24 protein-coding genes are annotated in these 22,272 nt (G+C 63.6%); 14 read left to right on the top strand and 10 right to left on the bottom strand.

Going from position 1 to position 22,272, the window contains the following annotated elements; translation table 11 throughout:
* Nucleotide 1 precedes the first annotated feature (1 nt).
* From VGG89_06930 to VGG89_06950, 5 genes are read left to right on the top strand one after another with little or no spacing between them, the layout of a single operon-like run.
* Nucleotides 2-484: a hypothetical protein gene (locus VGG89_06930; GenBank protein HEY1976257.1), complete on the top strand. Its 483-nt coding sequence runs from the start codon at nucleotides 2-4 to the stop codon at nucleotides 482-484.
* A gap of 9 nt (nucleotides 485-493) precedes the next feature.
* Nucleotides 494-2,086 carry a peptide chain release factor 3 gene (locus VGG89_06935; GenBank protein ID HEY1976258.1) on the top strand — a complete coding sequence of 531 codons (1,593 nt, stop codon included), beginning with the start codon at nucleotides 494-496 and terminating at the stop codon, nucleotides 2,084-2,086.
* The gene (locus VGG89_06940) at nucleotides 2,083-2,442 is read left to right on the top strand and encodes a hypothetical protein (protein ID HEY1976259.1); all 360 of its coding nucleotides are present in this window, start codon (nucleotides 2,083-2,085) and stop codon (nucleotides 2,440-2,442) included. Before VGG89_06935 ends, VGG89_06940 begins: the two co-directional genes overlap by 4 nt.
* The gene (locus VGG89_06945; GenBank protein HEY1976260.1) at nucleotides 2,409-3,404 is read left to right on the top strand and encodes a pyridoxal-phosphate dependent enzyme; all 996 of its coding nucleotides are present in this window, start codon (nucleotides 2,409-2,411) and stop codon (nucleotides 3,402-3,404) included. The genes VGG89_06940 and VGG89_06945 overlap by 34 nt, the downstream gene beginning before the upstream one ends.
* Before the next feature lie 14 nt (nucleotides 3,405-3,418).
* Nucleotides 3,419-4,642, top strand: a complete 1,224-nt coding sequence (locus VGG89_06950) for a hypothetical protein (protein ID HEY1976261.1) — start codon at nucleotides 3,419-3,421, stop codon at nucleotides 4,640-4,642.
* Here the strand turns inward: VGG89_06950 and VGG89_06955 are convergent.
* The 5 genes from VGG89_06955 to VGG89_06975 form a co-directional block, all read right to left on the bottom strand.
* A complete protein-coding gene (locus VGG89_06955; protein HEY1976262.1) occupies nucleotides 4,596-5,045 on the bottom strand; it encodes a hypothetical protein in 450 nt (149 codons plus the stop codon). The two genes, VGG89_06950 and VGG89_06955, sit on opposite strands and share 47 nt — an antisense overlap.
* The gene (locus VGG89_06960) at nucleotides 5,045-5,620 is read right to left on the bottom strand and encodes a peroxidase-related enzyme (protein ID HEY1976263.1); all 576 of its coding nucleotides are present in this window, start codon (nucleotides 5,618-5,620) and stop codon (nucleotides 5,045-5,047) included. The genes VGG89_06955 and VGG89_06960 overlap by 1 nt, the downstream gene beginning before the upstream one ends.
* Before the next feature lie 37 nt (nucleotides 5,621-5,657).
* Complete coding sequence (locus VGG89_06965) at nucleotides 5,658-6,074, bottom strand: hypothetical protein (GenBank protein ID HEY1976264.1); 417 nt, start codon at nucleotides 6,072-6,074, stop codon at nucleotides 5,658-5,660.
* A gap of 10 nt (nucleotides 6,075-6,084) precedes the next feature.
* Nucleotides 6,085-9,036, bottom strand: coding sequence for a hypothetical protein (locus VGG89_06970; GenBank protein HEY1976265.1), 2,952 nt, complete (start codon nucleotides 9,034-9,036; stop codon nucleotides 6,085-6,087).
* 64 nt (nucleotides 9,037-9,100) lie between these two features.
* Complete coding sequence (locus VGG89_06975; GenBank protein ID HEY1976266.1) at nucleotides 9,101-9,781, bottom strand: YkgJ family cysteine cluster protein; 681 nt, start codon at nucleotides 9,779-9,781, stop codon at nucleotides 9,101-9,103.
* A 38-nt stretch (nucleotides 9,782-9,819) separates the two neighbouring features.
* Here VGG89_06975 and VGG89_06980 point away from each other — a divergent pair, with 38 nt between their 5' ends.
* Nucleotides 9,820-10,785, top strand: a complete 966-nt coding sequence (locus VGG89_06980) for an ROK family protein (GenBank protein HEY1976267.1) — start codon at nucleotides 9,820-9,822, stop codon at nucleotides 10,783-10,785.
* A gap of 6 nt (nucleotides 10,786-10,791) precedes the next feature.
* On the top strand, nucleotides 10,792-12,171 hold the full coding sequence (locus tag VGG89_06985) for an alkaline phosphatase family protein (GenBank protein HEY1976268.1): 1,380 nt from the start codon (nucleotides 10,792-10,794) through the stop codon (nucleotides 12,169-12,171).
* On the opposite strand, the gene VGG89_06990 is transcribed toward VGG89_06985, so the two are convergent.
* Together VGG89_06990 and VGG89_06995 are read right to left on the bottom strand one after the other, a co-directional pair.
* Entirely contained in the window at nucleotides 12,168-13,364 is a 1,197-nt protein-coding gene (locus VGG89_06990) for a glycosyltransferase (GenBank protein HEY1976269.1), read from the bottom strand. The genes VGG89_06985 and VGG89_06990 overlap by 4 nt on opposite strands.
* 11 nt (nucleotides 13,365-13,375) lie before the next feature.
* Complete coding sequence (locus VGG89_06995) at nucleotides 13,376-13,906, bottom strand: hypothetical protein (GenBank protein HEY1976270.1); 531 nt, start codon at nucleotides 13,904-13,906, stop codon at nucleotides 13,376-13,378.
* Nucleotides 13,907-14,008: 102 nt separating this feature from the next.
* Here VGG89_06995 and VGG89_07000 point away from each other — a divergent pair, with 102 nt between their 5' ends.
* From VGG89_07000 to VGG89_07025, 6 genes are all read left to right on the top strand, one after another.
* On the top strand, nucleotides 14,009-14,617 hold the full coding sequence (locus VGG89_07000) for a lytic transglycosylase domain-containing protein (GenBank protein HEY1976271.1): 609 nt from the start codon (nucleotides 14,009-14,011) through the stop codon (nucleotides 14,615-14,617).
* The gene (locus VGG89_07005) at nucleotides 14,614-15,114 is read left to right on the top strand and encodes a hypothetical protein (GenBank protein HEY1976272.1); all 501 of its coding nucleotides are present in this window, start codon (nucleotides 14,614-14,616) and stop codon (nucleotides 15,112-15,114) included. The genes VGG89_07000 and VGG89_07005 overlap by 4 nt, the downstream gene beginning before the upstream one ends.
* Nucleotides 15,115-15,118: 4 nt before the next feature.
* Complete coding sequence (locus tag VGG89_07010; GenBank protein ID HEY1976273.1) at nucleotides 15,119-16,537, top strand: amino acid permease; 1,419 nt, start codon at nucleotides 15,119-15,121, stop codon at nucleotides 16,535-16,537.
* Nucleotides 16,538-16,592: 55 nt separating this feature from the next.
* Nucleotides 16,593-17,594, top strand: coding sequence for an L-histidine N(alpha)-methyltransferase (gene egtD, locus VGG89_07015; protein HEY1976274.1), 1,002 nt, complete (start codon nucleotides 16,593-16,595; stop codon nucleotides 17,592-17,594).
* A 133-nt stretch (nucleotides 17,595-17,727) separates the two neighbouring features.
* Nucleotides 17,728-18,558 (top strand): hypothetical protein, encoded by an 831-nt coding sequence (locus VGG89_07020; protein ID HEY1976275.1) that lies wholly within the window; start codon nucleotides 17,728-17,730, stop codon nucleotides 18,556-18,558.
* Nucleotides 18,545-19,561 carry an ATP-dependent DNA ligase gene (locus VGG89_07025; GenBank protein ID HEY1976276.1) on the top strand — a complete coding sequence of 339 codons (1,017 nt, stop codon included), beginning with the start codon at nucleotides 18,545-18,547 and terminating at the stop codon, nucleotides 19,559-19,561. Before VGG89_07020 ends, VGG89_07025 begins: the two co-directional genes overlap by 14 nt.
* On the opposite strand, the gene VGG89_07030 is transcribed toward VGG89_07025, so the two are convergent.
* The 3 genes from VGG89_07030 to VGG89_07040 are packed head-to-tail and all read right to left on the bottom strand — an operon-like array spanning nucleotide 19,517 to nucleotide 21,933.
* Nucleotides 19,517-20,638 (bottom strand): aminotransferase class I/II-fold pyridoxal phosphate-dependent enzyme, encoded by a 1,122-nt coding sequence (locus VGG89_07030; protein ID HEY1976277.1) that lies wholly within the window; start codon nucleotides 20,636-20,638, stop codon nucleotides 19,517-19,519. The genes VGG89_07025 and VGG89_07030 overlap by 45 nt on opposite strands.
* Before the next feature lie 21 nt (nucleotides 20,639-20,659).
* A complete protein-coding gene (locus tag VGG89_07035) occupies nucleotides 20,660-21,001 on the bottom strand; it encodes a RidA family protein (protein ID HEY1976278.1) in 342 nt (113 codons plus the stop codon).
* The gene (locus tag VGG89_07040; protein HEY1976279.1) at nucleotides 20,998-21,933 is read right to left on the bottom strand and encodes a threonine/serine dehydratase; all 936 of its coding nucleotides are present in this window, start codon (nucleotides 21,931-21,933) and stop codon (nucleotides 20,998-21,000) included. The genes VGG89_07035 and VGG89_07040 overlap by 4 nt, the downstream gene beginning before the upstream one ends.
* 36 nt (nucleotides 21,934-21,969) lie before the next feature.
* Between VGG89_07040 and VGG89_07045 the strand changes: the two genes are divergently transcribed.
* On the top strand, nucleotides 21,970-22,272 hold the full coding sequence (locus VGG89_07045; GenBank protein ID HEY1976280.1) for a metalloregulator ArsR/SmtB family transcription factor: 303 nt from the start codon (nucleotides 21,970-21,972) through the stop codon (nucleotides 22,270-22,272).

A 22,272-nucleotide genomic window follows, 5' to 3' on the forward strand; every position in this document is an offset into this window, starting at 1 on the left:
AGTGCTTCGTTACCTTTTCATCTCGACCATCATCGTTTTTGCCGTCGCGATCGCCGTTGCCGGGTGGATGAATCGCGATTTGATTCGGATCAAAATCGCGTCGGTGTACGCGTCGGCTCCGCCAAAACCGGTGGCGTCGACTCCCCTTGGGGGCGCCGGTTCCGTACCGCTGCAGGGTGACGCGCCGTGGGCCTTGTCGGCTCTCCCCGAGTGCTTGGTACAAGTGTCGGAGACGACCGGATCGGCGGACTACACGGTGGCGCATTTGCCGGCCGGTTCGGTGCCGGTGCAGCCTCCGGCGGCCTTGCGCTACGGGGATTGCACGATTTCGCTGACCGGCGACGAAGCATTCGTCTCGCGGGGCGCCGATCGGTTCCGCATTCCGCCGAAGGTTCGCTTCTACCGTACCGCGCAGACGTTGGCCCTGCTGCGCATCGAGGGCGGCGGCACGGAGCTTCGGGTGTACCAACCGGCACAACGGTAACGACCGACAATGAGCATCGCAGAAGAAGTTCTCAAGCGGCGAACGTTCGCCATCATCTCGCATCCCGACGCCGGTAAGACGACCCTTACCGAAAAGCTCCTATTGTACGGCGGAGCGATTCACGTCGCCGGTCAAGTTTCGGCGCGGAAGCGGCAGCGTCAGGCGACCAGCGACTGGATGGCGCTCGAGCGCGAGCGCGGAATTTCGATCACGTCGACCGTTCTGCAGTTTCCGTATCGCGACCACGTCATCAACTTGCTCGATACGCCCGGCCACCAAGATTTCGGCGAGGATACGTACCGCACGCTGTTGGCGGCCGACAGCGCGGTCATGCTCATCGACGCGGCCAAAGGCGTCGAGCCGCAGACGAAAAAACTGTTCGCGATCTGCCGCGAGCGCGGCATCCCGCTCTTCACGTTCATGAACAAACTCGATCGTCCGAGCCGCGATCCGCTCGAGCTGCTCGACGAACTCGAGAGCGTGCTGGGCATCGGCGCCTATCCGATGAACTGGCCGCTGGGCAGCGGCGAGCAGTTCCGGGGTGTCTACGATCGCCGTACGCATGCCGTTCACTTGTTCGAACGATCCGCTCACGGTGCTGCGCGCGCGACGCTGTCGGTCACCGACGTCCGCGATCCGCAGCTCGCCGCGCTCGTCGACGAGCATACGCACGCGCAGTTTCTCGAGGGCATCGAGCTGCTCGAAGGCGCCGGCGAACGGTTCGATCGTGACGCGATGCTGCGCGGAGCGAGTACGCCGGTGTTTTTCGGCAGCGCGGTGACGAACTTCGGCGTACAGCTCTTTCTCGACGAGTTCGTTGAAATGGCTCCCACGCCGGTGCCGCGATCGCAAGTGGCCGCCGACGACGAAGAGTTCACCGGTTTCGTCTTCAAGATTCAGGCGAACATGGATCCGCGGCACCGCGATCGCATCGCTTTCGTGCGCGTCTGTTCGGGAAAGTTCGAGCGCGACATGACGGTCCGCAACGGGAGAACCGGCAACGCCGTCAGGCTCTCGCGCGCGATGCGCCTTTTCGCCGACGAGCGCGAGTCGCTCGACGTCGCCTTTGCCGGCGACGTGGTCGGCCTGGCCAACCCGGGAGTCTTTGCGATCGGCGACGCGCTCTTTGACGGACCTCCGGTGGAGTTCGCCGCGATCCCGGCCTTTGCGCCGGAACATTTCGCGGCCGTCCGGAGTATCGATACATCGAGCTATAAATCGTTCGGCAAAGGAATCGCACAATTGCGCGAGGAGGGCGCCGTGCAAGTCTTCTATCCGTGGGGGTCGATGCGGACCGAACCGATCCTCGCCGTCGTCGGCGAGCTGCAGTTCGAGGTCGCCAAGTACCGCCTGGAGTCGGAATACAACGTCAAAACGGTCTTTACGACGCTGCCCTTCACCTTGGCGCGGCACGTCGAAGGCGAGCGCGACTCGATTGCGCGCGCGCAGCTGCCCTCGAACGCGCGGTTAGTGGAAGACTGGGACGGGCGTCCGGTCGCGCTCTTCGAAAGCGAGTGGAGCCTGCGTCTCGCCCACGAATGGAACCCGGCGTTGAGTTTCGTGCGATTCTCGGCCGACACGTCCAAGGAGGCTGTAGCATGAAAAGAGCGTTTGCCCTGCTCGCCGTCGCGCTGTTGACGGCGTGTTCGTTCCAAAATCGGTACGAGCGCGAAGCCGAGAAGTTGACGCGCGCGGCGATGAACAACGACTTCGGACCGGTTCAGAACGACCTTGCCAAGGGTACGCACATCACGCGCGTCCAGATCGCCGAGTGGTCCGACGAGCTTTCCGAGCAAGGGTCGCTGCGCTCGGTTAAGGAGACGACCGACGGCTGCTCGCCCGGGGAGCACTGCTTTACCGTCAAATTCGACAAGCACGACTACTTGGAAACGATGCGCTTGAACGAGGAAGGGAAAGTCGTCGATTGGCACTTCCACATGGTGCAGGGACAGACCTAACGCCGCTTCCGGTCGGGTTCTCCGACGTTCAAGCCGCCGCGGAGCGTCTGCGCGGCGTTGCGCATCATACTCCGGCGGTCCGTTCGCGAACCCTCGACGAGCGCTGCGGCGCCAAGGTGTACCTCAAGTGCGAGAACGTGCAGCGCATGGGTGCGTTCAAGTTTCGCGGCGCGTACAATCTCTTGTCGTCGCTTTCGCCGGAGCAGCGGCGCGCCGGCGTCGTTGCATTCTCGAGCGGTAACCACGCACAGGGCGTCGCACTCGCGGCGCGGCTGCTCTCCATCCCGGCGACGATCGTCATGCCCACCGACGCTCCATCCGTCAAGCTCGACGCGACGCGCGGATATGGCGCCGAGGTGGTGCTGTACGAGCGCGAGCGATCGCATCGCGAAGAGATCGCAGCAGCAATCGCCGCCGAGCGCGGCGCCACCATCGTTCCGCCGTTCGACGATCCACGCATCGTCGCCGGCGCGGGAACGGCTGCGCTCGAGTTGCTTGCCGACGCAGGAGCGCTCGATGCAATCGTAACGCCGGTCGGCGGCGGGGGGTTAATGGGCGGCACCGCGCTGGCGGCGCACGGCATCGATCCGGCGATCGAGATCTACGGTGTCGAACCGGAGGCCGGCGACGACTTCGCGCAATCCCTCGCACGAAGCGAGCGCGTAACGATCGGCGTTCCTAAAACGATTGCCGACGGATTGCAGACGACGTCGCCGGGCGAGTTGACTTTCGAAATCGCGCGGCGCCACGCGTGCGCCATCGTCACGGTGAGTGACGACGAACTGCGCGAGGCGGTACGCTTTGCCTTTGCGAGGCTCAAACTCGTCGTCGAGCCGAGCGGTGCCGCAGCCATCGCCGCGCTGCTGCATCACCGCATCGCCGGTCTCGACGGAAAACGCGTGGGAGCCGTCATTAGCGGCGGCAACGTCGACGGCAAACATTTCGCGGCCATCGTCGGTTAGCGTTCGTTTCGCGCATGTTCGCTAGGCGACATTGGATACCGCCGGCGGGGCTGCTCTTCGGCCAACTTTGCCACGGCGCGTCGTGGCTGCTCGCCCTCTCGATTGCAATGTGGTTACACGCAGATCCGACGGTGCTGCCCGCGATCGCGTGGATCCATCTGGTTGCCTTAGGATGGATTACCGTGACCGCGTTCTCGATTCTGCTCCACGCGATCCCGGCGTTTCTCGACGTGACGTGGAAGCACGAATCGCTCGCACGCGTTTGCGTCGGCATCGCCGCCGCGGCGATCGCGGCGTTCGTCGTTACGCTGTGCGTCGCCGTGCCCGCGCTCGGTATCGCTGCGTCGGTCGTCGCGATCGCGCTCCTCACGTACCTGGTCACCGCGTGGGAGACGCTCGCCGGAGCGTTCCGCTCGGAGGATCGCATCGATCGCGCCGTTGCGCGCGCCTTCGCCATGACGCTTGCGATGTTGGCGCTGGCGATCGCGTTGGGACTGAGCTTGGCGTGGGCGCTGACCGGCGCTTTCGGTGTGTCGTGGATCTCGCGGCTTCCCGGCGCGCATGCGAACGTCGCGCTATTTGGTTGGCTGACGTTGCTGATCTACGGCGTGTCGGCATGCACGCTGCGGCCCATCACGGGTACGCGATCGCGCTGGACCGCAATGCATATCGTCGTCGGAACCGCGACGCTCGTCGGCGCACTCGTGCTGCCGGCCGGCCTGGCTCTAGGGTCGGAAACCATGACGTGGATCGGTGCGGCGCTGCTCGCGCTCGGCGCGGCCGCGTACGTGGTCGATACGAGCGACGTGCTCCTGCGATCGACGAATCCGCACGGTCCGCCGAAAGCGTTCGTCGCGGCGGCACTCGTGTGGCTCGCCGTCGCGATGGTGTTGGGAGCGGGCGTTCTTTTAGGGCATCCGTGGCAAGCTGCGTACGTCTTCGTCTTGCTGATGGGGTGGGTCGCGCAAATGGTCGACGCGCACGTCTTCCACATCGGCGTTCGTCTCGTATCGACGATCTACCGCGGCGAGGATGACGAGACACGCCCGATCGAACTGCTCGACGCGCGGCTCGCGTGGCTTTCGTTCGTCCTGTTCCAACTTGCGGTCGCCGCATTGGCCGCGGGCTTACTCTTGCCTTCGAAGAATGCGTGCGCGCTCGGCGCGTTTCTGGGTTTGTGCGCTTGGGTCGTTACGATGACGGCGATGATCGGGGCGCGTCGGGCTGCGCGAGCTTAGCGACGGTAGCACGCAGCTCCGTCGTGTCGATCCCCGCCTTTTCCGCGATCTGCAGGAGCAGCGCTTCCTGCGCTTGCTGGTGATAGAGCAGACGTGAGATCGTCGAGTGGTCCTCGTCGGCTCGAATAGTGTCGTGCAGCGATTGCTGGCGGCCGGCAACGGCGACCACCACGATCAGGACCAGTTGAACGACGTTCGAGACCGTTAACATAAAGACGAACGGAAACGGATCCATCTTCGTGATCTGACCGACCACGATCCAGATGATTTGAAAGACAATCACTGCGACGAGCGTCAGCGGAGCGCCGGTCCCAGCTGCGATGCGCTGACACAGCTTCTCCGTAACCGACGTCTGTTGGGCCTGAATATCGTTGACGTTGCGAACTGCAGGATGATGAAACATTATTGACGCCCCATCGAATAGAACTCCGGATTCGGGCGCATGTCCATGAGACCGGCCATGCGGTTCGAGAACCCGAAAAAGGCTGCAATCGCGGCGACGTCCCAGACGTCGTCGTCGCTCAAGCCGGCCGCGCGCAGCGCTTCGATCTCTTCATCGGACGCCGCGAAGGCCGGTTCGTTTACGCGCGACGCGAACGAAAGAATCGCTCGCAGGCGAGGAGAGAGATCGGCGGTGCGCCAGTTGTTGGCGATCTGCTCGGCCACAATGGGATCCTTTCCGAGGATTCGCAGAGCGGCACCGTGAGCGGTCAGGCAGTATTGACAGCGGTTTTCCGACGATACCGCAACGACGATTGCCTCGCGCTCGGCCCGGCTCAAGCCGCCCTCGCCCTTCATGAGCACGTCGTGATAGCCCATGAAGGCACGAAAGTGCTCGGGCCGGCGCGCGTACGCGCGAAAGACGTTGGGGACGAAGCCGATCTTGGCGCGATTGGCTTCGTAGATCGCACGGATATCGTCGGGAAGCCGGTCTTCGGGCGGCTCTCCGAATCGAGAAACAAAAGAAGGACGCTGCATAGCAACGTCCTCCGTTCGCCGAGTTATGCGATGGTCCTTATGAGGCTTTGATGTCTCCGCACGAAACGTAAGTGCCGAGGTCCGACGCGCTCTTGTGCACGTTGATCGCGTAGTGCCCTTTGAGCAGGTCGTCGAGCGAAACGCCCTTGACGACGGTGGTCGAGCTTCCGTTTTCGAGGCTGACCAGCGCGTATTCGGGCGCCTTCGAGATGTTTGCGCACGTGCCGATATGGATGTGCGTTGGCTGCGCCTCGGCCGGCGCGTTCTTGAGCGAAACGACAACCTTGACGCCGTCGGGTCCTTGAGTCAAGGTCGCGGTGCCGGTTTCGCCGGATCCGTTGAGGGCTTTCATGTCGACGGTCACCGCAGTGGTCGCCGCGTGCGCTGCGACGAGCGTCGCACCACCGAGTGCCACCAGCGCTGCCGCCGTGAGGGTTAAACGAAGGCTCTTCATAGGGAGCACCTTATCGTAACCGTTTCTCGGCATCCTTCAGGCGGCTCTCGAGTACCGTCGCGGCGGCCGTTGCCTGCGTCGTCGGAGGGGCGTCGGCGTCGTCGACTGCCGCGAGCAAGAAGCTCAGTCCGCCGTTGATCGTCTCGAACGCACCGGCGGCGTCGCGATGGCCTCCGCCTTTCGCGCGTTGCGCGTCCTCGTAGGAACGGTCGATGAGTTCCGCGATCTTGTGCGCGAGGTCGTACTGCTGCCGGAGCGCCGCCGAGGAAACCGTCACGCGCGGATCGAGCGCGACGGTTAAGCTGCGATCGACGCTCTTGCCGTCGACGGTCAGACGTACGAGATAGCGGCCGGGAACGACCAGCACGCCTTGCGGCGTTCGCGGCGTGTCGTGCGGGACGGCGCCCATCGAGAGATCTTGCGCGACGGCCTTAGGATCGGGCTCGCGCAAGTTCCAGACGAACCGGTGCATGCCCGCGAGCGTGCTCGGACGCGTGAACGGACGCTCCCAGAACGACGGCTTGTCGAGATCGGGAATCGGCGCGGGGGGCGGGTCGTCGCTCGAGTAGCGGCGCACGAGCGTTCCGCGAGGATCGTAGATCGCGATCGAGACGTTCTGTACCGACGAGTCGAGCGCGTAATCGACGATCGCACCGTCGGGCGGATTCTGTCCGGTCGGCTCTTCGGGTGGGAGCGGTGTGTCGGTGTTGGTGCTCCAGTGCACGCGATATGCGAGTTCGGGCGCGAAGAGATGGAAGGCGCCCAGGTGCGGGTTGCGCGCCAGCGCCCGCAGCGGCTCGACGTCGTCGAGGATCCAGAATCCGCGGCCGTGCGTCGCGATCGCGAGATCGTTGTCGTGCACGACGAGATCGCGCACCGACGTGTGCGGCAGGTTCTGCTGCAGCGGCTGCCATTGTGCGCCGGCGTCGAACGAAACGTACACACCGTTCTCAGTCGCAGCGTATAATAGCTGCGGTACGACGGGATCTTGGCGCACCGCGTTCACGGGCTGGTTGGGCAATCCGTCGACGCGCAGCTGCCAATGCGCGCCGCCGTCGTGCGTAACGTAGACGTACGGGCGGAGATCGTCGAGGCGGAAGCGGTTCACGGCGACGAAGGCCGTGTTGTCGTCGACGCGCGACGCGTCGATTTGGGCGATCTTGCTCCATGGCGTCAGCGCGGCCGGAGTAACGTTCTTCCAGTGCGCTCCGTAGTCGCGCGTGATCCAAATGCACCCGTCGTCGGTTCCTGCCCAGATGGTTCCGGCGTGCCGGTACGACGGTGCGATCGCGTAGACGACGCCGCGAGCCTTCCCGTTTTGCGGATCGTCGGACTCAAACGCCGTGATGACGCTCGGTACCGCCGGATTAGCGCGCGTGAGGTCGGGGCTGATTGCACGCCAGCTCTGGCCGCCGTTGTCGGTAGCGAAGATGACGTTGGCGCCCGAATACAGCCGGTGCTTGTTGAAGTGATCGAAGATCAGCGGCTCGGTGCGCACGTTGCGGTAGCGTTTAGAGCGAAGCGGCACCGGACCGACTTCTTGCGTTTGGCCGGTGCGTTCCGTAAACTTCTCGACTTTCGCGCCGTAGAACGTGCCTTGATGCAGCGGATCCTCGACGACGTATCCGTATTCGAACGCGCCGACCGGATGCCAATCTCGCTCCGTCGTCTCACCCCAGTTGCCGCGGCTGCTTACGCACGCCGAGCCGCTCTCCTGTTGTCCGCCGCAGACTAAGTACGGAAACCGGTCGTCGGCGAACACGTGGAACATCTGCGCGGTCGGCTGGTTGTACCACGAGCTCCACGTTTTCGCATCGTCCAGCGTGATCGTCGCGCCTTGATCGCTCCCGAGAATGAAGACCTTGGGGTCGTTGGGGTTGACCCAGATCGCGTGGTAATCGTCACCGCCGGGCGCGCCTTTGATCGCGCGGAACGTCTTGCCCCCGTCGTTCGAACGATAGGTCGTCGTGTTCGTCAGGTACACCGTGTCGGGGTCGCGCGGATCGACGGCGATCGAAACGAGATCGTCGCCGCGCTCGGCGATGGGCGCGGCGTCATTGACCTTCACGAAATGCGCGCCGGCGTCGTCGCTGCGATAGAGCGCGCCGCCTTCGTCGCCGCGGACTTCGACGTCGGCGTAGGTATAGACGACTTTCGAATCGCTCGGCGCGATCGCGACCTCGGTGCGCCCGACACGTTTTGGCAGGCCGTCGGTGAGCTGCGCCCAGGTCGTGCCGCCGTCGATCGATTTGAAGAGGCCGCTGCCGTCGATTTCGAACGAGCTGCCGATCTCCCACGGTGCTTGGCGCGCGGCCCAGAGGGTCGCGTAAACGACGTTGGGGTCGTGCTGATCGATCGCCACCGCGTACGCACCGGCGTTCTCGTTCTTGTAAAGCACCTTTTGCCACGTTGCGCCGCCGTCGGTCGTGCGGTAGACGCCGCGTTCGGCGTTAGGACCGTACGGATGGCCGAGTACCGCAACCAACGCGCGATCGTAGTTGACGGGATCGACGGCGATGCCGGCGATCTGTTGACCGTCTTGCAGTCCCATGTTCTTCCACGTCGCGCCGCCGTCGGTCGACTTATAGACGCCGTCGCCGACCGCAAGATCGGGCCGCTGCAATCCCTCGCCGCTGCCCGCGTAGATAATGCGCTTGCGGCTGGGCGCCACGGCGAGCGCGCCGATCGATCCCGTCGGCTGCGAATCGAATATCGGTTCCCACGTGCGTCCGGCGTCGACCGTTTTCCAGATGCCGCCGTTGACGACGCCGATGTAATAGAGGAACGGATCGCCGGCGACTCCGGCAACGGCAGCGGTTCGACCGCCGCGCATCGGGCCGATGTAACGCCAATGCAGCCCTTCGTACGACGAAAGGCTAACGGTTTGCGCCTTAGCGACGCATGGGGCGGATCCAATTAGCAACGCTGAAATAAGTGCGATGAAGACGAATCGAAACGGCACCGCGAGACCTCCCTTGTGGAAGGTCTTGCGTACGACGAAACGTTAGGCCGTTACTGCCCAGACGCTACATGCGCTTGCCGTTGCGGCCGCGACGGTGCTTTGGCTGGAATGCGGCGCCGATTTTCCACGGGGTTTTGCGCGGCAGCTCGGTATCGACGTCGTCGCAGCCGATCGGCGTGAAGTCGGCGCAGTCGCTCGGGCGAGCCTCGTAAATGCCGCAGTAGTGCCGGCCGCTGCGCGATCCCATGAGGAACACGCACTTGTCGCCGATGTCGTCGGTGACTTTGCGTACCCATCCGACGGTAAAGCCGTCGGCCGACGGCCGCGGTACGATATATTCGCTCATCACGTCGTCGTAGGTCATGCCGAGGTGATCGGCGATACGTTTCACGTCGGCCTTGCTCACGAAGGGCTCGTAGCCGCTGCAGCACTCCGCGCATCCCGGCGGACACGCGACGTTGTACGGAAGATCTTTGAGGTGCTTGCGCGCGAGGTCGATAACCTTCGCGACCGCCTTTACGAACTCGGGATCGTCGTTATACTTGTACACCCACTCGCGATGAGTGACTTCGTTGACGTTGTAATACCGTTCGATCTTCTCGTCGAACTCGACGGTGACGTGTTCTTCGTCGATTTCAATCTTGGTTACGTGCTCCATCGGGCGAGGATCGAGGAGTTCCGGATGCGTGGGCTGTCCGGTGCGCCGCGTGAAGTTCCGCAGGTTGATGAGGTCAATAGTCTCCATGAAGGCTTGTTTAACCAGAGGGACAAAGGGGTCCCACCATGCGGACGGCTATTGGAGTCGACCTCGGTGGTTCACATGTGACCGCGGCGGTCGTTACCGACGACGGGGCGATTCATCAGCAGCACGAGCTGGATCTCGAGGACCTGCGATACGACGCCGTCATCTCGGCGCTCAACGACACGATCGGTGCGGCCGTCAAGGACGCGGGCAGTTCAGTGGCCGGTATCGGCATCGGCTCCCCTGGAAACATCGACGCGCGGAGCGGTGCCGTTCTCTATAGCCCGAACTTCGGCTGGCACGACGTGCCGCTGGGCGAAGCGTTGCGCAAGAAGTTCAGCCTGCCGGTCTTCGTCGGCAACGACGCCCGCTGCGCGACCCTCGGCGAGTACACGTTCGGCAGCGGAAAAGGGACGAAGGACTTCGTTCTGCTCACGCTGGGCACCGGAATCGGCGGCGGCATCGTCGTCGGAGGCGAGCTGGTGCTCGGTAACCGCTGGGGCGCCGGCGAGATCGGCCACCACCAAATTCGCCCGAGTGACGGCTTCGTCTGTTCTTGCGGCAAGATCGGCTGCTTTGAGGCACAGGCGTCCGGCACCGGGCTGATCCGCCACGCATTTGGAGTGGCGCCGTCGTTTCCGCGCAGCACGATGCTCGACGTCGATCGCGACAAGCTCAGCTCGAAGAAGATTCGCAAAGCGGCGCAGGCCGGTGACCGGCACGCTCTCGCGGCGTGGAACAACTTCATTACCGATCTGTCCATCGGTCTGGCCAATATTATCGCGTTCGTGAATCCCGAGATGATCGCGCTGGGCGGCGGCGTTTCCACCGCGGCCGATTTCATGCTCGATGCCGTGCGCGGTCCGGTCGATGCGCTAACGACGATGGTGCCGAAAGGCACAACCCAGATCGTCGTCGCGCAGCTGGGTAACGATGCCGGGCAGGTCGGAGCCGCCACGATGGCATTTCGCGGTGGGCTCGGCAGTGGAGATGAAGCCGGAGCGTAAGGGACTATGAAACTCGCGCTTATCGTGCTGGCGACGCTCGCGCTTGCGGGCGTCACTCCAACTCCCGACCCGATTCACAAAATCCAGCACGTCGTCATCATCATGCAGGAGAACCGCTCCTTCGATCATTACTTCGGCACGTTTCCCGGCGCCGACGGCATCCCGATGAAAAACGGTCAACCTACGGTATGCGTGCCTCCACCCGACGGCTCGGCGTGCCAGCGCCCTTATCACGATCCGCGCGATCGCAACCGGGGAGGCCCGCATAACTACGGAGCTTCCCGAAACGCCGTCGACGGCGGAAAGATGGACGGTTTCCTTCGCGTCTTGTCACACTCGCGCAAGAACTGCGCCAATACCGCCAACCCGAACTGCGGCGGCACGGTCCGCGCGAACGACGTGCTCGGTTATCACGACGAACGCGAGCTCCCGAACTATTGGCGGTACGCCCGCGACTTCGTCTTGCAAGACAAAATGTTCGAAAACATCGCGTCGTGGAGTCTGCCGCAGCACTTGTTCATGGTTTCGGAATGGTCGGCAAGCTGCTCGCGCCTGCACGACGCGTCGAGCTGCGTGAACGCTCCGGAGAGCCCCGATTTGCCGCCGGACTTTCGCGTGCAGGTCGCGCGCCTGCACCAGCCGGGACATCCCGACTACGCTTGGACCGATTTGACGTATCTGCTGCACCGCAAGCACGTGAGCTGGGCGTACTACGTGATGGCCGGCACCGAGCCGGACTGCGCGTACGACCAAGAGCAGTGCAAGGCCGTCCCGATGAACGCACGCACGCGCGGCATCTGGAACGTGCTGCCGTATTTCGACACCGTCAAACAAGACGGCGAGCTCAAGAACGTCATGGATCTGCGGCAGTTTTACGTTGCCGCCAAGAACGGGACGCTGCCGAACGTGGTGTGGATCGCGCCGGCGCACGAATATAGCGAGCATCCGCCGGCGTTGGTGAGCAAAGGCCAGGCGTACGTCACGGGCCTGATCGACGCGATCATGCAGGGTCCCGACTGGAAGAGCACGGCGATTTTCTTGAGCTGGGACGACTGGGGCGGTTTCTACGATCACGTCGCGCCGCCCAGCGTCGACCAAAACGGTTACGGCATCCGCGTGCCCGCAATGGTCATCAGTCCCTACGCGCGCAAGGGCTTCATCGATCACCAAACGCTCAGTCACGACGCGTACGTGAAGTTCATCGAAGACGATTTTCTCGGCGGCGAACGCATCGATCCGCGCACCAACGGGCGCCCCGATCCGCGGCCGGACGTGCGCGAAGACGAAAAGATTCTCGGCGACTTACGCCACGATTTCGATTTCTCGCAAACACCGCGCGCGCCGGAAATTCTTCCCGGCGGCTTTATTTGGAACGGCCAGCCTTAGACGCCGGCGGCTTGGCGCAGCGGGCCGGCCGGCATGTCGTCCTGCGCCGGAACCGTTCCCGTGTTGGTAATCTGCGCGATCAGCGCGGCGATGCGGCGCGAGCTGCGGCGCGGCGCAACGCTTTCTTGATTTTCGCGAATCGACTCCAGGCGTTCGGGCGTGCGAATCAGCGTACGCACCGCATTGACGACTTCGCCGGCACCGTGCAGCGCGACCAAGCCTAAACCGTTGTTGCGGACGAAGTCGACGTTGCCGCGTTCCTGGCCCGGAATGTAATCGTAGACGACGACGGGCAGCTGCGCCGCGTTCGCTTCGGCGAGAGATCCCGGTCCGGCTTTAGTGACGAGCAGATCGACGGTGCGGAAATACTCCGGAATCTTGTTGGTGAATCCGAGCACCGTCATCGGCGTCGGAAGCGACCGGCTCATTTCGGTGAGCTTTTGCTGCAAATGTTCGTTGCGGCCGCAAACGACGACCATGTGAATCGGCAAACGCGCGCGAGCCAGCGCCAAGGTCGTGGAGAGCAGCTTTCCGCCGCCTTCTCCGCCGGCCATCAGCATGACGATAAGCTCGTCCTGCGGCAAGTCCAGCGACGCGCGCAGTTCTTGTTTGGATCCGGTGACGTCGTCGAACTGGGGATGAATCGGGTGTCCGAGCAGGCGCAGGCGCGAGGGTGGAACCCCGCGCGAAAGCGCTCGCGAGTACACTTCGCGCGCCGGAACGACGACGGCGTCGGCTTCGGCCACCAGCCACGACTCGTGCACTTTGCCTAGGTCGGTAATGACCGTGATGACCGGTACGTGCTGCATGTGCGCGTCGGCCCGCGCCCGCAACGCGGCGTGGTTGAGCAGCGGATGCACCGAGATGATCACGTCGGGCTGATAGCTGATGAACAGGTCGCGCAGCCGCTCGCGATAGAGCGGCTCGCAAAAACGAATCAGCGCCTTGTAGCGGCGGCGTCCGTTGGTCGCGTAGTACAGCGCGCCGTAGACCGGCGGAGCGTAGCGCAGGGCCATGCTGTAGCCGAGCCCAAGCTGGGTCAGCGGGAAGGCGCAGTGGGCGGCGACGTCTTCGATTCGGTGTTCGAACGGATACGGGCTTTTGATCTCGTCGAGGGCGGCCGTAATGGCATTGGCGGCACTGCGATGGCCGCCACCCGTATCTGAAATCAGAAAGAGTGCCCGTTTGGTCATTGGCTCTCCCGTTAGGCTTGCGCGGGCGCCCTCCTGGTCGGTCGGCGTCCGGCGGCGTTTCTCATGCGCCGGCTGGTCGGGGCTAGCTTGGCCAAAAGCGCCCTCGCCGGGGCGTCGTAGAAGCGGAAGATGTCGCCAAACTCGATATCGGGGTTTCGGTGGTGCCCGTCGTGGTCCTCGGGAAGGACGATCGCCAGCGGCCGCAGGACGGCCCGGAGCCACACCGGAGTGCGCCAGCCCAAATCGGTCGTATGGCGCCACCAGACGTGAAGCTGGCCGAGCAGCAATCCCAGAACCGCTCCCGGCCACGAAACGCGCCACAATACGGCCGCGACGAGCACGTAAGGCACCGCGCCCAGCAGGCCGTCGAGCAGCACCGCGGGATCCATGGAGATAACGGCGTGATCCCAAAACGAGCGCCGGCGATCGTGATGCGTGCGCAGGTGAAGCGTGAACCAGACGTGTTGCGGAACGTGGTAGAAGAACGTCGATGCAAAATCGCCAACGACCAGGGTGACGATGGCTGCGACGGCTACAAACATTTCTTGATGATACCCACCCGTTGCATAGCAGCGTTTTTGGCACTCACCGCTTGTAGTTCTCCAGTCCACCATACACGCGAACGCTTCGTTGCGCCAGCACAATTGACGCGCGCTCTTAACATCGCGTTAAGCTGGCCCTCGCCATCTGGCGTCGATGCGCTCAAAGGCGCCGTACTCCTTCGCGACGGAGCGCCCGTAACGCAGCCGGGGCTGGCTATCGCGCGCGCGGTCTTGCATACCAACCCGCGCCTCACGCAAACCGAAGCGCTGCTGTTGGCGGCTGCGACTGCAAACGCCGCGCGCAAAAACGATCTTCCTCCGGAGTTCTTAGCGGCAACGTTGCTGCAAGAGTCCGCTTACGACGTCGACGCACTCTCTTCGGCAGGGGCGATCGGCATCGCGCAGTTCATGCCGGAAACGGCGGCGGACGTCGGAATCGACCCCCGCGATCCATTCGAAGCGATCGGCGGCGCAGCCGAGTTGCTCGGCGGCTACGTGACGGCCTATCGAGGCGTGTACGACGATCCTTATACGGCCGCGCTGGCGGCGTATAACGCCGGCCCGATGGCGGTTCGGCGGTACGGCGGCGTTCCGCCGTATCCGGAGACTCGCGAGTACGTCGAGCTCATCTTCGATCGGTGGGCGCGCATCGCGTCGTACGAGACGCCGGGCAAGACAAAACTCGCCTCGGGACGAACGTCGCGCCTATGAAACGCTCCGTTGCGTTCGTTCTCAGCAGCGCCCTGTTTGCCGTTGCACTCTCGGGGTGCGGTCTCACGAGCAGCCCTGCGGACGGATTGACGTTCACCGCTCCTTCCGGTTGGCAGTCCTCGCCGGGAATCATGGGTTTCATGCAGTTTTGGACGCCGTCCGCCAACTCCGACGAAGTGCTGATGCTCTTTCGCTCTCCGCGGCAAGTCGATCTTTCGAAGCCGATCGATACCAAGGAAATCATGGAAAGCGGCAAGCTCAAGGATACGAAAATCCAGGCCCAGCGGCAGGTGTCCATCTGCGGCACTCAACCCGCGATGTTCTTTAAGGGTAGTGCGGAGTCGTCAACCGGCAACAACGCCGACAAGCCGCACAATCTCGAGATGATGATGTCCAACGGCGGCGCGACGTATTTCGCGATGTACGTCTATCCGCTGGATCGTCATCCCAACGCGCAGGCCGAAGACGCGTTGCGCGAGCTCTGCGCCAAGCACTAAACGCTTGAGCCCGCTTCGTCAGCTTTTCGCGCGTCAGCCGCTTGCGTGGACGACGCCGGAGCGCGAAGGACCGACGCTGCGGCGGGCGCTGGGCTGGCCGGCGCTCACGGCGATCGGCTTGGGAACCATGCTGGGCGGCATCTTTCCCACGATCGGAAGCGGTGCGCATCTCGCCGGCGCGGGCGTCATCTTCGGCTACGTACTCTCGGGACTCGTGAGCATCTGCGTTGCGCTGTGTTACGCCGAGTTCGCCGCGATGGTTCCCGTCGCGGGCAGCGCGTACACGTACGCGTACGCCACGCTCGGCGAGCTCGTCGCGTGGGTCATCGGGTGGGATCTCATTTTGGAGTACGGCGTTTCGGTCGCGCCGACCGCGTCGTCGCTCTCGGACTACTTTCAACACCTGCTCGCAAGCATCGGCATAACGTTCCCGGCGTGGGCGCAAACCGCGAACTTGGGCGCGGGCGGTCACTGGCAGTTCGACGTGCCGGCGGCGATCGTGACCCTGCTGATCACCGCGCTCGTCGCGATCGGCATTCGGGAATCCGCCGGCGTCAACGGTGCGCTGGTCGTCGTGCAGATCGTTTCGATGGTGGTCTTCATTGCGGTCGTCGCGCCGGCCGTTTCGCCGGCAAACCTGCATCCGATCGCGCCGTTCGGCGTGCACGGAATCTTCATGAGCACCGCGCTGGTGTTCTTCGCCTACATCGGATTCGACACGGTGACGGTCGCCTCGGAAGAGGCGAAGCGTCCCGAGCGCGACGTGCCGATCGGCATCATTTTGGCGCTGATCGTCGGCGGAATTCTCTACGTCGCACTGACGTTCTGCACCGTCGGCGCGATGCCGTTCGCGAAGCTTTCCGACGGCGCCGCGATGCTCGACGCGCTATCGGCGGTGAACAAGAGCCAGGGGATCTATTGGATCGTGGCCATCGGCGGCATCGCGGGGAATACGACCGTTGCGATCACGTCGCTGCTCGGGCAAGTACGCATTTTTTACGTGATGGCGCGCGATCGCATGCTGCCGCCGGCGGTCGCGGCGATTCATCCGTTGTTTCGTACGCCTGCTCGCATGACGATCGTCACGGGCGTTCTGGTGACGATGCTCGCGGCCGTTTTCCCGCTGCCCGATCTGCTCGCACTGACCAACATCGGTACTTTGGTGGCGTTTGCGATCGTTTGTGCCGGAGTCTTGGCACTTCGCGCGATTCATCCGCACGCTGCGCGGCCGTTTAGGGCTCCTCTGCTTCCGTTTTTTGCATCGGCGGGTGCGCTGGCATGCTTGTTTTTGATCACGCAGCTGCAAGTCGGCACGTGGGTCCGCTACGCGGTGTGGTTCGTCATCGGCCTGGTCGTGTATCTGGCCTACGGGTTTAGACACTCGCGCCTACGCGGGCTCCCGGAAGCCTCTGCCGCCAGATAAAAAAGCGATTGAGGGTTGAAACCGCACTGGGTTTTGGGGTATTAGGGAGAGGACCATGCGCCGCGCCGTCACGTCGGTCTCGGACCGTTTTGAGCTCATCGAGGTACCGCATACCGCGGGCAGGCCGACGTTTGCCCAAGACGTTGCGGCCGGTTTAACCGCGAGCCCGAAGCGGCTCTCCTCGAAATACCTGTACGACGAAGTCGGCTCGGCGCTCTTCGACGCCATAACGGTATTGCCCGAGTACTACCTCTCGCGCGCCGAAACCGAAATTCTGCGGGAGTGTGGCTGGCAGATCGTTCGCGTGCTGGATGCCCCCATCGATTTCCTCGAGCTCGGAAGCGGCAGCGCGGTCAAGACGCGGCTGCTGATCGAAGAAGCGTTGCGCGTCCAAGGACGTCTGCGTTACAGCCCGATCGACATCTCCACCGAAGCGCTGCGCGCGTCGTCGCTCGCGCTCGTCGACGCGTATCCGGGATTGACCGTTCGAGCGTATGCCGGCGACTACTTCGACGTGCTGGCTTCGCGCGCGCTCCGGTTCGATCGTCGCGCGCTAGCCATGTTCATGGGCTCTAACATCGGCAACTACGAGCCCGACCAAGCCGTCGCGATTCTTTCGCTGCTGCGCGATGCGCTGCGCCCCGGCGACGGATTGCTCGTCGGGACGGATCTGAAGAAAGATCCCGCCGTACTGGAACTCGCCTACGACGACCCTGCCGGCGTAACGGCTGCGTTCAATCGGAATCTGCTCGCGCGCATGAATCGGGAACTCGGCGCGAACTTCGACGCGAAGAACTTCGACTACCGCGCGCAGTACGATGAAGCGCACGGCGCCGTCAAGTCGTTTTTGGTCGCCAAGCGCGCCGCGAAGGTCCGCGTCGGCAAAATCAAGCTCGACGTCGAGTTTGCGGAGGGCGAGCGGATTCACACCGAGTCGGCGTACAAATTCGCGCAAAGCGACGTGACGAAGCTCGCTGCGGCAGCCGGATTCAAGGCCGCGCAGTCGTGGTCCGATCGCGCCGGTAAATTCAGCGTCAATCTATTGGTTCGAGGGTAAACCGGCGGGCGCCGCCGCATCGCTCGTTCCGAAGGGTCCCAATGACGCGACCGTTCGAGTTGGCGGACGCAACGTCGCGCTGACGAACCTCAACAAAATTTTTTTCCCCAAGCTCCAGCTGACCAAAGGCGACTTGCTGCGCTACTACCTGCGCGTCGCGCCGGCGCTGCTGCCGCACATTGCGGGCAAGGCAATGGTCATGAAGCGCTATCCCAACGGCGCGACCGGCGATTTCTTCTTTATGAAGCGGGCGCCGTCGCCGCGTCCGGAGTGGATCGAAACGTGCGCGATCGAGCACGGCTCCGGAAACGTCATTAACTTTCCCATCATCGACGACGAAGCGGCGCTTCTTTGGGTCGTCAATCTCGGCTGCATCGATCTCAATCCGTGGTACGCACCGTGCTCGGACTACAATCATCCGGATTATCTGCACATCGACCTCGATCCGTTCGGTGCACCTTTCGAAGCGGTTCGCGAGGCGGCGCTCATCGTGCGCGACGTTTTTGCGTCTCTGGGCATGACGCCGTACGTCAAGACGACCGGCAGCAAAGGCATGCACGTCTACGTCGCGATCAAACGCGGGCCGACGCAGCACGGCGTCTGGGCGGTCGCCAAAGCGCTCTCGCACGCGATTGCACAAGCGCATAAGGATTTGCTCATCGTCGAGTACCGCGTCGCCAAGCGGCCGAAAGGCCGGGTTCTGCTCGATTACAATCAGAACTCGTTTGGCCGCACGCTCGCGTCGGTCTATTCGGTTCGCCCGAACGAAGAAGCGATGGTCTCGACTCCGCTGGAATGGGAGGAAGTCGAACGCGGCTGCGAGTCGTCGGATTTCACGATGTTCGACGTTCCCGAACGCGTGGAGCGGGTCGGCGACCTCTGGGCGCCGCTGGAGAATAAGCGCGGACGCTTCGACCTCATCGCGCTGGCGAAGAAGCTCGGGGTGAGCGATGTCGAGGTTTAAAGAGCTGGCGCTGCGGCCGCCGATCGAGCCGATGGAGACGCGCCAAGTCGCGCGCCTTCCCGAAGGCGAGAGTTGGCAGTACGAACCGAAGTGGGACGGCTTCCGGTGCGTCGCGTTTCGAGACGGCGGCGACGTCGAGCTCGAGTCGAAGTCGGGGCAATCGCTGACGCGCTACTTTCCCGAACTCACCGCCGCATTGCTCGCACTCAAAGCGCAGCGATTCGTGCTCGACGGCGAGATCTTCGTGCAAAGCGAAGGCGGGTTCGACTTCGACCTGCTGCTGCAGCGCATTCATCCCGCCGAAAGCCGCGTGAAGATGCTCGCGCAGTCGACGCCGGTGACGTACACCGTCTTCGATCTGCTCGTAGATGAGAAAAACGCCTCGATTTACGAGCGGCCGCTCGAAGAGCGGCGCGAGCGATTGGAGGCGTTCGCAGCGCGCTACCTTAAAGGCAATCGCGCGATCGTGCCGTCACCGGCGACCGTCGACGCCGAAGTTGCCGCCGAGTGGCTGGCGGGCGATCTCGCGCGCCTCGACGGCGTTATTGCAAAGCGCATCGATCTGGCCTACGCCTTTGGAAGCCGCGACGGCGCGGTCAAGATCAAGCGCGCGTATACCGCCGACTGCGTGATCGGCGGGTTTCGCGGCGGCAAGACCGGCGCGATCGCGTCGCTGCTGCTCGGCTTGTACGACGGAAAGGAGCTCGATCACGTCGGTTTCATCGGCAGCATGGATGCCGCCGAGCGTAAACGCGCCGGCGAACTGCTGCGCCCGCTCGTCACGGAGCACAGCTTCACGCGCGCGATTCCGGGCGGTCCTAGCCGCTGGCGCAAAGGCGGTGAGGCCAGCGAATGGTTTGCCGTCGAACCGAAGATCGTCGTCGAAGTGTCGTTCGATCACGTGACCGGCCGCCGTTTTCGTCACGCCGCGCGATTCTTGCGCTGGCGCCCCGACAAGTCACCTCGTCAATGCACGATCGATCAGTTGCTCGATCCCGGCTAATCGCTCGAGCGCATCAGCGAATCGGTCGCCGGCGGCGGCGAACCCGATGCGGAAGTGATCGGGCGCACCGAAGCAATCTCCCGGTGCGAGGAGCACGCCGCGATCGGCTGCCGTTCGGCAGAAACCTCGCGCGTCGTCGCCGGAGAGCAGCCAGGGAAATGCCGTCATCCCTCCGAGCGGCCGGATCCAGCCGAACGTATCGCGCCGCTGCGTCATGAACGCGTCGAGCGTCTCGAGATTGCGGCTTGCGACCTCTTGCGACTTGCGCCAAATGGTTTGACGCGCGCGTACCGCGATCTCCGCGAGAATCTCGCCCGCGGCGTTGTTCGACACCGAAAAATACCGGCGCGCGTTCAAGTACGCTTCACGCCGCTGCGGATCGCGTTCGACGATCCAGCCCGCTCGCGTTCCCGCAAGTGGAAACGCTTTCGAAAAATCGCTGATGACGGTGGCGTTCGGCAATCTCGCGGCGGATTGCGTTGCGCCTGCGTGATAGATGGGATGGTAAACCTCGTCGCTGACGAGCGTGATGCCGCGTACCGCGGCAAAATCGTTCAATGTCTGCATCTCGGCGTCGCCGACCGTCGCGCCGGTGGGATTGTGGGGATTGTTGACGAGAATCAGCTTGGTGCCGGCGTCGCTGAGGGCCTCGATCTCATCGAGGTCGATGCGAAAGCCGTTCTCTCGCCGGATGCGATAGAAGCGCGTCTCGATGCCGAGCGACTCCGGTAATGCCGCGAACGTCGGGAAACCGGGCTGCGGCAAAACGACGTTCGCTCCAGGCGATGCGGCGAGCCAGAACAGGATGAGCAGCGCTTCAGACGCTCCCGTGACGACCTGCACGCACTCGCTGTCGACGCCGTGCATCTCGGCAATCGCCGCGCGCAGACCGTCGGATCCGGTACCGCGCCCGTACGTCAGCGGATGGTTGAGATAGCGTTCGCGCTCGGCATTGCCGGCCAATTCGAGGATCTCGTTCGCGGTCCACGCCGGTCCGGTGCTGGCCGCGAGATTGAACGGGACGTCGTGCGCGTACGTGTCCAACCAGATGTCGAGTGCGAAAGGCTTGAGCTGCATAGACGTTCTCCGGTGAAGAGTTCAGCGTGCTGCGATGACGGCGATTTCAACCAGGTACTGCGGGCCCGCGAGCTTCGCTTCGACGGTGGCGCGCGCCGGCGGGTTGCCGGGCGAGATCCAGGCATCCCAAACGGCGTTCATCTCATCGAAGGTTGCGACGTCGGCCAGCCAGATCGTCGCGGATAACAGCTTCGATTTATCGCTCCCCGCCTGTACCAGAACCGATTCGAGCTTCGCGAGGATGGCTCGCGTCTGGCCGGCGACGTCGGGCGCGGTATCGTTCACGTGACCGGCGGTATAGATGATGCCGTTATGAACGACCGCCTTACTCATGCGCGGTCCGGATTCAATGCGTTCGATCATGCGAAGTTCACCGCCGTGCTGTTGCCGCCGCTGACGAGCACGCAAATACGCTCGTTCTCGGCCGGTACGTACCGTCCCGACAGCAGCGCGGCCAGCGCGGTTGCACCGCCCGGTTCGGCTACCAGCGTATGGTGATGCCATAGGTGCCGCTGCGCGCTCGTGATGTCGTCGTCGGAAACGAGAACCGCGCGTTCGACGTGGTCGCGTACGATCGGAAAGACGAGGTCGCCGATGCGTGCCGGTGCGAGCGAGTCGAAGGCCACGCTGCCGGCGGGTGCGTCCACCGGGCCGCCCGCGCGAAGCGCGTGCGCGAGCGTCGGCGCACCTTCCGGCTCGATGCCGACGACGCGCACGCCGGTGCCGGCGAACCACGCCGCGATGCCGGCAATCAAGCCGCCGCCGCCGACGGGAACTAGGATCGTCGTGACCTCGGGAACTTGCTGCTCGATTTCCAGGCCGAGCGTTCCGGTACCCAACATGGTTTCCACCTGATCAAACGCGTGAACCGCCAGCGCGCCGGATTCGGCCACGTATGCGTCGTGTGCGGCAATCGTGTCGGCGTAACGGTCACCGGTCTGCACGAGCTCGGCGCCGTACGCCCGTATGCGTGCGACTTTGGGTGCCGACGACGAGCTCGGAACGAAGATGCGCGCCCGATGGCGCAGGCGCATCGCCGCGTATGCGACCGCGGCTCCGTGATTGCCGCCCGATGCGGCGGCGACGCCGGCGCCCGGGATCGATCGCGAGAGCAAATTGGAAAACGCCCCGCGTGCTTTGAACGAGCCGGCGTGCTGCAGCAGCTCGAGCTTGAGGATCGCCTGCGCGGGAACCGCGGCCGCTTCCATCACCGGCGTATGCCGGACGTACGGCGCGATGAGCGCGGCCGTCTCGGTTATCCCCGCTCGGCCGACGGTGCGTTCTTGAGTTCTCATCTTGACATTCTATTAGGGATTTAGCAAAATGGCAATATGCCTATTGAGCTGGCGCTGCGAGCGCTGGCCAACGACCGACGTCTTCAGATTCTCGACTGGCTCAAGGATCCGCGTTCGCATTTTCCCCCGCAGGTCGACGGCGATCTCGTCAAAGACGGTGTCTGCGGCGGCTTCATCGCCGAGAAGCTGGGAGTCAGCCAGCCTACCGCGAGCGAGCATCTCAAGGTGCTCGTCCAGGCCGGCCTCCTGAAGGCTAAGCGCATCAAGCAGTGGACGTTTTATCAGCGCGATGAGCCCGCTATCAAGAAAATCAAGCAAGCGATCGCCGCAACAATTTAG

The organism is Candidatus Baltobacteraceae bacterium, from assembly GCA_036488875.1.
Taxonomy (GTDB): domain Bacteria; phylum Vulcanimicrobiota; class Vulcanimicrobiia; order Vulcanimicrobiales; family Vulcanimicrobiaceae; genus JAFAHZ01.

Excerpts from the sequence above, each read along its gene's own strand:
- VGG89_06935 (HEY1976258.1), top strand. The coding sequence starts at position 494 with ATGAGCATCGCAGAAGAAGTTCTCAAGCGGCGAACGTTCGCCATCATC.
- VGG89_06940 (HEY1976259.1), top strand. The coding sequence starts at position 2,083 with ATGAAAAGAGCGTTTGCCCTGCTCGCCGTCGCGCTGTTGACGGCGTGT.
- VGG89_06950 (HEY1976261.1), top strand. The coding sequence starts at position 3,419 with ATGTTCGCTAGGCGACATTGGATACCGCCGGCGGGGCTGCTCTTCGGC.
- VGG89_06955 (HEY1976262.1), bottom strand. The coding sequence starts at position 5,045 with ATGTTTCATCATCCTGCAGTTCGCAACGTCAACGATATTCAGGCCCAA.
- VGG89_06960 (HEY1976263.1), bottom strand. The coding sequence starts at position 5,620 with ATGCAGCGTCCTTCTTTTGTTTCTCGATTCGGAGAGCCGCCCGAAGAC.
- VGG89_06965 (HEY1976264.1), bottom strand. The coding sequence starts at position 6,074 with ATGAAGAGCCTTCGTTTAACCCTCACGGCGGCAGCGCTGGTGGCACTC.
- VGG89_06975 (HEY1976266.1), bottom strand. The coding sequence starts at position 9,781 with ATGGAGACTATTGACCTCATCAACCTGCGGAACTTCACGCGGCGCACC.
- VGG89_06980 (HEY1976267.1), top strand. The coding sequence starts at position 9,820 with ATGCGGACGGCTATTGGAGTCGACCTCGGTGGTTCACATGTGACCGCG.
- VGG89_06985 (HEY1976268.1), top strand. The coding sequence starts at position 10,792 with ATGAAACTCGCGCTTATCGTGCTGGCGACGCTCGCGCTTGCGGGCGTC.
- VGG89_06990 (HEY1976269.1), bottom strand. The coding sequence starts at position 13,364 with ATGACCAAACGGGCACTCTTTCTGATTTCAGATACGGGTGGCGGCCAT.
- VGG89_06995 (HEY1976270.1), bottom strand. The coding sequence starts at position 13,906 with ATGTTTGTAGCCGTCGCAGCCATCGTCACCCTGGTCGTTGGCGATTTT.
- VGG89_07005 (HEY1976272.1), top strand. The coding sequence starts at position 14,614 with ATGAAACGCTCCGTTGCGTTCGTTCTCAGCAGCGCCCTGTTTGCCGTT.
- egtD (HEY1976274.1), top strand. The coding sequence starts at position 16,593 with ATGCGCCGCGCCGTCACGTCGGTCTCGGACCGTTTTGAGCTCATCGAG.
- VGG89_07025 (HEY1976276.1), top strand. The coding sequence starts at position 18,545 with ATGTCGAGGTTTAAAGAGCTGGCGCTGCGGCCGCCGATCGAGCCGATG.
- VGG89_07030 (HEY1976277.1), bottom strand. The coding sequence starts at position 20,638 with ATGCAGCTCAAGCCTTTCGCACTCGACATCTGGTTGGACACGTACGCG.
- VGG89_07035 (HEY1976278.1), bottom strand. The coding sequence starts at position 21,001 with ATGATCGAACGCATTGAATCCGGACCGCGCATGAGTAAGGCGGTCGTT.
- VGG89_07040 (HEY1976279.1), bottom strand. The coding sequence starts at position 21,933 with ATGAGAACTCAAGAACGCACCGTCGGCCGAGCGGGGATAACCGAGACG.
- VGG89_07045 (HEY1976280.1), top strand. The coding sequence starts at position 21,970 with ATGCCTATTGAGCTGGCGCTGCGAGCGCTGGCCAACGACCGACGTCTT.